This is a genomic window from Acinetobacter sp. UBA2063 (assembly GCF_002333245.1).
GTDB lineage: Bacteria > Pseudomonadota > Gammaproteobacteria > Pseudomonadales > Moraxellaceae > Acinetobacter > Acinetobacter parvus.
The window spans coordinates 1-9,329 of record NZ_DDAH01000262.1; the positions used below are offsets into that span (position 1 = coordinate 1).

The 9,329-nt window shown below is 45.4% G+C and carries 9 protein-coding genes; 7 read left to right on the plus strand and 2 right to left on the minus strand.

From position 1 onward, the window contains the following. Positions 1-456 precede the first annotated feature (456 nt). Positions 457-1,224 (plus strand): TorF family putative porin, encoded by a 768-nt coding sequence (locus tag B4H32_RS12335; RefSeq protein WP_004680783.1) that lies wholly within the window; start codon positions 457-459, stop codon positions 1,222-1,224. A 453-nt stretch (positions 1,225-1,677) separates the two neighbouring features. Beyond that, on the plus strand, positions 1,678-2,442 hold the full coding sequence (locus B4H32_RS12340; protein ID WP_004674245.1) for a TorF family putative porin: 765 nt from the start codon (positions 1,678-1,680) through the stop codon (positions 2,440-2,442). Positions 2,443-2,494: 52 nt separating this feature from the next. On the opposite strand, the gene B4H32_RS12345 is transcribed toward B4H32_RS12340, so the two are convergent. Both B4H32_RS12345 and B4H32_RS12350 read right to left on the minus strand, forming a co-directional pair. After that, positions 2,495-3,982, minus strand: a complete 1,488-nt coding sequence (locus B4H32_RS12345) for a YifB family Mg chelatase-like AAA ATPase (RefSeq protein WP_004680782.1) — start codon at positions 3,980-3,982, stop codon at positions 2,495-2,497. A 68-nt stretch (positions 3,983-4,050) separates the two neighbouring features. Then, a complete protein-coding gene (locus tag B4H32_RS12350) occupies positions 4,051-4,278 on the minus strand; it encodes an accessory factor UbiK family protein (RefSeq protein WP_004756386.1) in 228 nt (75 codons plus the stop codon). A 275-nt stretch (positions 4,279-4,553) separates the two neighbouring features. Here B4H32_RS12350 and glnK point away from each other — a divergent pair, with 275 nt between their 5' ends. From glnK to B4H32_RS12375, 5 genes are all read left to right on the plus strand, one after another. Next, the gene (gene glnK / locus B4H32_RS12355; protein WP_000780326.1) at positions 4,554-4,892 is read left to right on the plus strand and encodes a P-II family nitrogen regulator; all 339 of its coding nucleotides are present in this window, start codon (positions 4,554-4,556) and stop codon (positions 4,890-4,892) included. 68 nt (positions 4,893-4,960) lie between these two features. Next, positions 4,961-6,373, plus strand: coding sequence for an ammonium transporter (locus tag B4H32_RS12360; RefSeq protein ID WP_004756384.1), 1,413 nt, complete (start codon positions 4,961-4,963; stop codon positions 6,371-6,373). 167 nt (positions 6,374-6,540) lie between these two features. Continuing rightward, a complete protein-coding gene (gene nrdR / locus B4H32_RS12365) occupies positions 6,541-7,005 on the plus strand; it encodes a transcriptional regulator NrdR (RefSeq protein ID WP_004674250.1) in 465 nt (154 codons plus the stop codon). A gap of 12 nt (positions 7,006-7,017) precedes the next feature. Continuing rightward, positions 7,018-8,118 carry a bifunctional diaminohydroxyphosphoribosylaminopyrimidine deaminase/5-amino-6-(5-phosphoribosylamino)uracil reductase RibD gene (gene ribD, locus B4H32_RS12370; RefSeq protein ID WP_286803309.1) on the plus strand — a complete coding sequence of 367 codons (1,101 nt, stop codon included), beginning with the start codon at positions 7,018-7,020 and terminating at the stop codon, positions 8,116-8,118. Further along, positions 8,115-9,329, plus strand: a 1,215-nt coding sequence (locus B4H32_RS12375) for a DNA adenine methylase (protein ID WP_286803311.1), incomplete at its 3' end; no start/stop codon positions are given. The genes ribD and B4H32_RS12375, both read left to right, overlap by 4 nt.

Here is a 9,329-nt window from a genome sequence, read left to right on the forward strand (position 1 = left end):
TGTATTTTTTCTTTTAATTTAATTATTTATTTACTACTTGGTTGAAATTAGCTCATTTGGCTAGTAAAAAATACCATCCCGATGAATGGTATTGGTGCTTAACCCTATCTGGGTCGATTGCATCTGGCGCATTTTTGCATTTTTATTGAACATTTTATCTGGAGAGGGCCTGCAATAATAAGTTTCAATCATTCCAGCGGTTTTCATGGGTTAAAAAAGCATTGTTTTTGTGCGAAAAATAGTATGGTTTTATTTATATGCCTTTAAATGGTTCAAATTTCAGCCGAAATCCTGCATCAAGCTTATAAATAGGGAAAGTGAAAATGCTTTTTAGTCCTTTAATAATACAAATATATGATTTTATTGTCTTTTGTTGAGTTGGCATAACCTTTGCAAGATACATTTTGATGCAATTTAAAACATAAATCAGTCAAATATCCATCATGGGGAGATCAAATGATGAAACTTGCATATAAAGCAGTGGCGTTAAGTGTTATGGCGATGGCTTCAACTTTGGCAATGGCTGAAGAATCGAATGCGCTGTCTCAGGCAGGTGTAAGCTTTGCAGGAACCGCTGCCTTAACTTCAGATTACCGTTATCGTGGTGTGACCCAAACTGAAAATGACCCTGCGGTGCAAGTTGGCTTTGCATTAACGCATGAATCAGGCCTTTATGCGGGTGTCTGGGGTTCCAATGTAAATTTTGGTGGTGCTGATCCACATCTTGAGCTAGACCCATATGTTGGTTATGCAACTGAACTGCCATTTGCAGGCAAACCCACTTTGGATGTTGGCCTATGGTATTACGGTTATCCAAGCGCATCAGATATCAACTGGCTTGAGCTTTACGCAAAACTTGGATTCAAGGATGTATTGACCTCTGGTGACAGCTTGCTGGGTGCAGTCAACTATACCAATGACTTTGCTGGTCTGGACGAGAATGGCTGGTATGTAAATGCAACCTATAATGTGCCGTTTGCCGCTGGCTTTGGTGGTGTGGCAAGCGTTGGCTATACCAAGGTGGATAACTACGACTTTAGCGACAGTGGCAGTGAAGATGACACCTATGTTGACTGGAAAGTGGGCCTCACCTATAACGTGAAGTCTGTTTCTGGCTTGACTGCTGAATTGGCTGCGATTGGCACCAATATTGATGCCAATGCCCAACCATACAAACGCGGTACAGAAACGGGTGCGGTGTTTACCTTAACCAAGGCGTTCTAATGGGGGCTAGGGATGTGTTGAACTTTTATTTATAAAGGTTTGCCAGCTCCTCTAGCGAAGAAAACAGCCAGCACATATGCTGGCTGTTTTTTATATCCGAAATTCACCTAATGTGAGTGACCCATTCAGTATAGGGAAAAGCATCCCTGCACCTTTACGGCGCACAGGAACGCTAAAAAAAAGCGCCGTTTTCATGTGCCAACATTCTCCATGAGCGCACACTATTACTGCCCCATGTCGGCAAATCCTGAGTAAATGTTAAAATTTATCAGGAGGGGTAATCATAATTAATTTTTATATCTAATTGTTATTTAACATAAAAAGATATTATTGTACAAAATTTTTTCTAAAGGCCCTGCATTCCATAAAAACTGGCACAGCATTTGCTGATTACACAGTGATGCAATTCAAAACATGAATCAGTTGAACATCTATAATATGGGGGAGATCAATATGATGAAATTTGCATGCAAGGCTGTTGCTTTAAGTGTTATGGCTGCAATGTCAACTTTTGCTTTGGCTGAGGATAGTAAGCTTCCATTCCCAGGTGAAGTCACAGGTAATATTAGTGCTGTATCCAGCTATAATTTACGTGGCATTACCAATGCACCTGAAAATAGTGGTCCAGCTGTACAGGGTGGACTGGACTATGGCTACAATGGTTTCTATCTAGGTTATTGGTTTTCAACCCTGGATTATTCATATGCCTGCCTAAACCCAGATGGCTGTAGCGATACAAACTCAAGGGATTCTTTTGAAAGTGATTTTTATGCAGGTTATAAAGGCAAAATCACAGATAATCTAGGCTATCAAGTTGGTGGAACAATTTATTATTACTATCCTGGCTGGGAATCAACAGGATATGAAACTTTCCTGGGTCTAAGCTATAAAGAACTCACCGTAACGGCTCAAACGCTACTCAACAACGTTACTTTCGGTAATAAGGGTGACACCTATTTCCTTGCGACTTATGCACCTGCCTTGCCTGCTGGTTTTACAGGTAAGGCGCAGATTGGTGCTTATTATTATGGGGATGATGATGAGTTCACTGCAAAAACAGAAAACACTTTTGCTTTCCGTCATGCAACGCTTGGTTTGTCTCATGCTTTAGGTGAAACAGGTGCAAACTGGAGTCTGGATTACATCCTGGGTGGCTATGACCGTACTGACATCAAACAAAAGAACAAGGTTGTGTTGGGACTGGCTTACGCTTTCTAATAACAATAAAAATCAAAGCGACCTCTAAGGTCGCTTTTTTTATGGCCTGATTTTAGGTTGAATTACCCCGATAAGACAGTGCTTCAGTCAAGTGTGAACTTGAGATGATTTCACTTTCTGCCAAATCCGCAATGGTTCGTGCCACCCGTAACACCCGATGGTAGGCACGTGCTGAAAGATTTAGGCGCTGTTGGGCCATCTCAATAATTTTGCTTGAGCTGTCATCCAGACAGGCATATTGCTCCAGCAAAGTAGGTGAAAGTGCCTGATTTAAACATTTCTGCCGCTGAATTTGCTGTTGATAGGCTTTCATCACCCGCTGACGCACCGTTTCAGAGTTTTCACTCGGTGTCCGTTCTTGTAATTCATTTGCCTGCAAAGGCGGTACATCAATATGCAGGTCAATACGATCCAGCAATGGGCCAGAAATACGGTTTTGATAGCGTTGGATACTTTCAGGTGAACATTGGCAGCGACTGTCCTGATTAAAGGCATAGCCACAGGGACAGGGATTCATCGCGGCGATAAACTGGAAATTTGCTGGAAAGGTCATTTGCCTTGCAGCGCGAGAAATGACAATTTCTTTGGATTCAAGTGGCTGGCGTAAAACCTCAAGCACTTTTCGGTCAAACTCAGGCAATTCATCCAAAAATAACACACCTAAATGGGCCAGGGTAATTTCACCTGGTTTGGGTTGTGAACCACCCCCAACCAATGCAATTGCCGAAGCAGTATGGTGTGGTGCGCGAAACGGCCTTTGCCCGAAAGTGTGCTGAGCATTTGCAACTGAGTAGATGCTGGCAACCTCTAAATTTTCCTGTGCATTTAATGGCGGTAAAATAGAGGGCAAACGCGAGGCGAGCAAGGTTTTACCTGTGCCTGGCGGCCCCTTAAATAATAATGAGTGTCCACCAGCCGCGGCAATTTCCAGCGCACGGCGGGCGCGTAACTGTCCTTTGACATCGGCAAGGTCAAATGGATAACGTGAGGATGCCGTCATTGATTTTTGTGGTGCAGCTTTTAGTGGCGAATTGCCCAGAAAATGTGCACACACCTGCTGTAAATGACTGGCTGCATACACTTCAAATTCAGGCAGTTGGCTGGCTTCATCGAGATTAGCGGTTGGCAGTAACAAGCGATGTCGTGCCTGTTGGCAAGCCATGGCAATGGTCAATGTTCCTGAAACAGGGCGTAAGTGCCCATCCAGTGCCAGTTCTCCAATAAATTCAAAACCATCGGTACAATTTTCAGGTAACTGTCCAGAGGCGATCAGAATACCCAGTGCAATCGGCAAGTCCAGACGGGAACCATCCTTGGGCAGGTCTGCGGGTGCCAGATTAATGGTTAAACGCTTGGTTGGAAAAAGAAAACCACTGTTGATAATCGCAGAGCGCACACGGTCCTTGCTCTCACGGACTGCGGCTTCAGGCAACCCCACAATGGTTAGGGAGGGTAGGCCTGAGCTGATATGGACTTCCACTTCGATCTGGGGGGCATGTAGCCCCAGTAAGCCTCTCGTATAAATTTTGGCAAAAGACATTTGTTATTGTTCCATCATGGTGCTTTATTTTTAGTCATTGTTCAGTATTGGTTGCACTGAGTTGGTGCTTATTTTTTGTTCTGCACCATTTCTTCAAGTGTTTCCATTTGCTGTTGTAACTCACTCAGGCGCTGGTTGGCCAAATTCAGTGCTGTTCGCTGACGATCCAGCTCCTGTTTTGAAACCAGATCCAGTTTTTCGATACTTTCATTCAGGAGGGCGCGTAAATTTTTTTCTAAATCTTTTTTCGGCTGGTCAACTTGCTGCAAAATGGCTTGTAAAAGTGTCTCAATCATAAAGTGCTCAATCGGTTATGTGTATTTGTTGCCCAGTGTATCACTGCTCACCGCATTCCCATAGCCTTGTGCATCATGGCTGGATGATTGACTGATAAATTTAGCTAAATAGTCGCAATTGAAACTTATTTTCGATTGGGTATCTACATCTTCAAGGCTAAATAGGTTATAAAGAAAGCTTATGTCCAGTATTTAAAAACCCCCAACCTTTAAATATTGGCATGAAAATTGAATATAAAACCTTACTGGTGAAAATAAGCCGAAGGAAAACAAACATGAAGCTTGTAACTGCAATTGTAAAACCATTCAAATTGGATGACGTGCGTGAAGCACTCTCTGATATTGGTGTTCAAGGGATTACCGTAACTGAAGTCAAAGGTTTCGGGCGTCAAAAAGGTCACACAGAACTGTACCGTGGTGCAGAGTATGTGGTTGATTTCCTACCAAAAGTAAAGATTGAAATTGCGATTAGCGATGAAATGGTTGATGCGGTGATCGAATCAATTACCCGTGTCGCAAGCACAGGAAAAATCGGTGACGGAAAAATCTTTGTCACCAATCTAGAACAAGTCATCCGTATTCGTACTGGTGAGACTGGGCCAGACGCTGTCTAAATTGGCATAAAGTTTGCTGAGTTAAAAATTAAGACAGATAACTCACAAAATAAGGTTGGGGGACACGAATGAAAAAAATGCTTATGGCGCTCAGTCTATCTGGCGCACTCTTGGGTGGCTCTGCCGTGGTTTGGGCAGAAGATGCTGCATCCGCACCAGTCACTGCTGAACAAACTGTAGCTGTGGCTGATAATGGCACAACAACAGAAGTTATTGCAGTAGAAACACCAGCTCCTGTGGAAGCTGCTCCTGCCGCTGAAGCTGTACCGACAGTGGATACAGGTGACACGGCTTGGATTCTGGTTTCAACAGCGTTGGTTCTGTTAATGACCATTCCAGGTCTGGCTTTGTTCTACGGTGGTATGGTTCGTAAGAAAAACGTACTCAGTACCATGATGTTCAGCCTTTCTGCGGCAATTTTGGTCAGCTTGATTTGGGTGATTGCGGGTTACTCACTTGCGTTCTCTGGTACTGGCGCATACTTTGGCGACTTGTCGAAAGCCTTTCTGAATGGTGTTGCATTCGATGCCTTGAGTGGAACTATTCCTGAAAGCCTGTTTGTTATTTTCCAAATGACCTTTGCCATTATTACTGTTGCGATTATTAGCGGCTCAATTGCAGACCGTATGAAATATTCAGCATTCATGGCATTCATCGCAGTTTGGGTGATCCTGGTTTACGCACCAATCACACACTGGGTGTGGGCAGCGGATGGCTGGTTATTCAAGGCAGGCGCACTGGACTTTGCTGGTGGCACAGTAGTTCACATCAACTCAGGTGTTGCTGGTCTGGTTGCTGCTTATATGCTGGGTAAGCGTACAGGCTTGGGCCGTGAGTCAATGGCGCCACATAACCTGACCTTAACTGTTGTGGGTGCAAGCCTGATCTGGGTGGGCTGGTTCGGCTTTAACGGTGGTAGCGCATTAGGCGCTGGCGCTCGTGCAAGTATGGCAATCCTGGTCACTCAAGTTGCCGCAGCCGCAGCCGCATTCTCTTGGTTGGTGGTTGAGCGTGTCGTTCGTGGTAAAGCCTCAGTTCTTGGTGGTGCTTCTGGTGCGGTTGCTGGTTTGGTTGTGATTACACCTGCTGCTGGTTTCGTTGGTGTCGGGGGTGCGTTGGTGATGGGTCTGATCGGTGGCGTGGTTTGCTTCTGGGGGATTACTGCACTGAAACGCCTACTTAAAGCAGATGATGCATTGGATGCCTTTGGTCTACATGCTGTGGGTGGTATGGTGGGTGCCGTATTAACAGGTATCTTCTACAGTGACGAAATCATTAAAGCTGCTGGTGTTGTACTTGCTCCGACATTCGCTGGCCAACTTTGGGTTCAAATTGAAGGTGTATTAGCAACAATCGTATATAGTGGTGTTGTGACTTTCATTATCCTTAAAGTGATTGATCTGGTGATTGGTATCCGTGTCAGCGCTGATGACGAACGTATGGGTCTTGACCTAAGCCAACATGGCGAACGTATCGAATAACTGATTATTCAGTGATCCAAAAACAGCCCATCAGGGCTGTTTTTTTGTGTCTTTGCCCTTGAATTTCCCTTTATGCGATGATTAAAACCGTGCTCTGCTTTTGCTCAGGTTCAGCAATTGCCTAAACTTTGCTACACTTAAGCAAAGTGATAAATAACTGCGCCACTATGCATTGTCCATTTTGTAACGCTGCTGATAGTAAAGTGATTGACTCCCGTCTGGCCGCCGAAGGCTGCCAGATTCGCCGTCGCCGTGAGTGTGTTGTTTGCGGGGAGCGTTTTACCACCTTTGAGAGTTATGAAGTGGTGATGCCGCGTGTGATTAAATCAGATGGAAAAAGTGAACCCTTTGATGAGGAAAAACTCCGCCGCTCATTGATGCATGCGCTGCAAAAGCGACCTGTGACCCAGGAACAAATTGAAACGGTGCTCAGTGATATTCAGTCGCAGATTCGCCGTCTGGGTGAGCGGGATGTGAAGTCGAGAACCATTGGTGAGATTGTCATGCAGGCACTGTTTGCGCTGGATCATGTCGCCTATGTCCGTTTTGCCTCTGTTTACCAAGATTTTCAGGATGTTGAAGCATTTCGTCGTCAGATTGAGCAAATGCAACAACGTGAAAATGAAGCCTGAGTTAGAGAAATCATGTCTGAGTTCACGCAAAATCATTTATCCCAAGATCAATATTGGATGCAACGTGCCATTGAGTTGGCTCGGCTTGGACAATATTCAACAAAACCAAATCCGAATGTGGGCTGTGTCCTTGTCAAGAACGATCAACTGATTGGAGAGGGGTTCCATCCTAAGGCGGGGCAGCCGCATGCAGAAGTTTTTGCACTTCGCCAAGCGGGCGAACATGCTAAAGGCGCGACAGCTTATGTGACCCTGGAACCCTGCGCGCATTACGGCAGAACACCTCCCTGTGCCGAAGCATTGGTTAAAGCTCAGGTGAAGAAAGTCGTGGTCGCTTGTTCAGACCCAAACCCATTAGTCGCGGGAAAAGGCGTTCAAATTTTACAAGCAGCGGGTATTGAAGTTGAAACAGGAATTTGTGTAGAAACTGCGAAAACGCTCAATTTGGGCTTTTTAAAAGCGATGTCTACGGGTTTGCCGTATGTGCGTTTAAAAATTGCATCCAGTCTGGATGGACGTACCGCGATGGCGTCGGGTGAATCGAAATGGATTACAGGCCCGGCCGCGCGGCAGGATGTACAGCATTGGCGTGCAGTTTCTGGTGCAGTGATTACGGGCATTCAAACAGTACTGGCAGATGACTGCGAACTTAATGTGCGTTCCTTGGACAATATTGATATTGAGACCGTGGTACAACCCAAACGTATCGTGTTAGACCGTCAGGGACAGTTGCCACTTGTTGCCAAGATATTACAAAATCCTGAAACAGTGATGGTGATGACTCCATTTCGTCAGGAACTTGCCGATTTAGGCGTGATACAATTGTCACCGCAACCTTTAAATCAATTATTGCAGGCCTTGGCTCAACAATACCAAATTTATGATGTATTGGTTGAGGCTGGCGCAACTTTGTCCACCGCCTTTTTACAGCAGGGTTTGGTTGATGAAATGATCAGTTATGTTGCACCCACCTTACTTGGTCAATCTGCCCGTGCAATGTTCAATGCTGAATTTAGCCAGATGGCAGAGCAACTGCGGTTTGAGTTGGTCGATATCACCCAACTTGGGCAAGACATTCGCCTGAGATTGCTCCCTATCCAAGAGATGATATGAATCCAGAACCATCGGTTTATCACAAACGTCGGCACGCGGCACGTACCACTGACGAATATCTTTTTCATCAGCTCGTTCCCTATCTCGGTAATAAGCGTCGTCTATTGCACCTTATTTTGGAGGCGCTTGAGATTACGGAAACACTGAATAGCAAGAAAAAGAACCCACCGATTTTTGCTGATTTCTTTGCGGGGAGTGGTGTGGTCTCGCGTTTGGCACGCCAGAATGGCTATCGTGTGATCGCCAATGACTGGGAACCCTATAGCCATGCCTTGAACCATGCCATTTTGGCCTGTGTTGATGCGCCTGCTTTTAAGGAACTGGGTGGCTATCAAAAGGCCATTGATTATCTCAACCGTCTGCCCGAGGTTAAGGGCTGGGTCACGCACAACCTCTGTCCGCGCAATGACGATATCTATGATCCAGCACGTGACCGTTTGTTCTTTAAACGCCGTAATGGCATGCGGATTGATGCGATTCGTCAGCAAATCGCAACCTGGCAGGCACAGGGTGCAATCAATGATGTGGAAATGAGTGCATTACTAGCACCATTGCTGTATTCGGCAAGCTTTGTCAGCAATACCAGTGGCGTATTCAAAAGCTTCCATCAGGGCTGGGGGGGTAAGACCCAAACAGCACTGGAACGGATTGAATCCTTACTGTGGCTGACCCCAAGCCGTTTCTGTGAGATTGGCGATACGAAGCGTCCTGCGGCTGAAATGTGGTGTGTGGATGCCCAACATCTGGCCAATCAAATGAGTGGTTTTGAGGTGGATGTGGCTTATCTTGATCCACCCTATAATCAGCACGCCTATAGCAGTAATTACCATGTGCTTAATGCGCTGACTTTATGGGATCAGGTTGATCTGCCACCACCCGATACCAAAGGCTTTAAGAGTGGCATTGACCGTGCTTGGCGTAAACAGCGTCCGAGTCAATATAACTCATCCAAATATGCCAGAGAGGCGTATGAGAAGTTATTGGAAACCATTAATGCCCGCTATATTTTGACCAGTTATTCGACTGATGGAAATATTGAACCGAAAGACCTGCTGACCGCCAATTTAAAACGCGGCAAGGTCACATTGCTGACTCAGGATGTTCCTCGCTATCGGGTCAGTAAACAACGTCAGTCTGAACGGGCACGGGTACTTGAATTTATCGTGATTACCGATACCCATGCCAAGTCTGGTCCACCTTTGCGACAGCTT